The following is a 211-nucleotide window of genomic DNA, read 5'->3' on the forward strand; positions in this document are numbered from 1 at the left end:
CAGCGGGCATTGGCGGTGAACCGGATCGACTGCCGCGCGTCCTTACGGGACTTCAACCGTGGTGCTCCCACCTTCGGTCCCTTGCGCTCGCCCTTGAGGCAGGCGAAGAAGTTGCGGTACGCGGTCTCGGCGTCCCGCAGGGACTGCTGCAGAACGACCGCGGAGACCTCGCCCAGCCAGGACCGCTCCTTCGTCTGCTTCGCCTCGGTAA

Annotated in this window: 1 pseudogene; it reads right to left on the reverse strand. The window is 66.8% G+C overall.

Annotation, left to right across the window (positions count from 1 at the left end):
• Positions 1-211 (reverse strand): annotated as a pseudogene (locus tag IH68_RS0149345) (RNA-guided endonuclease TnpB family protein); the annotation flags it as partial.

The sequence above is a fragment of the Streptomyces sp. NRRL S-646 genome (assembly GCF_000720765.1).
Taxonomy (GTDB): Bacteria; Actinomycetota; Actinomycetes; order Streptomycetales; family Streptomycetaceae; genus Streptomyces.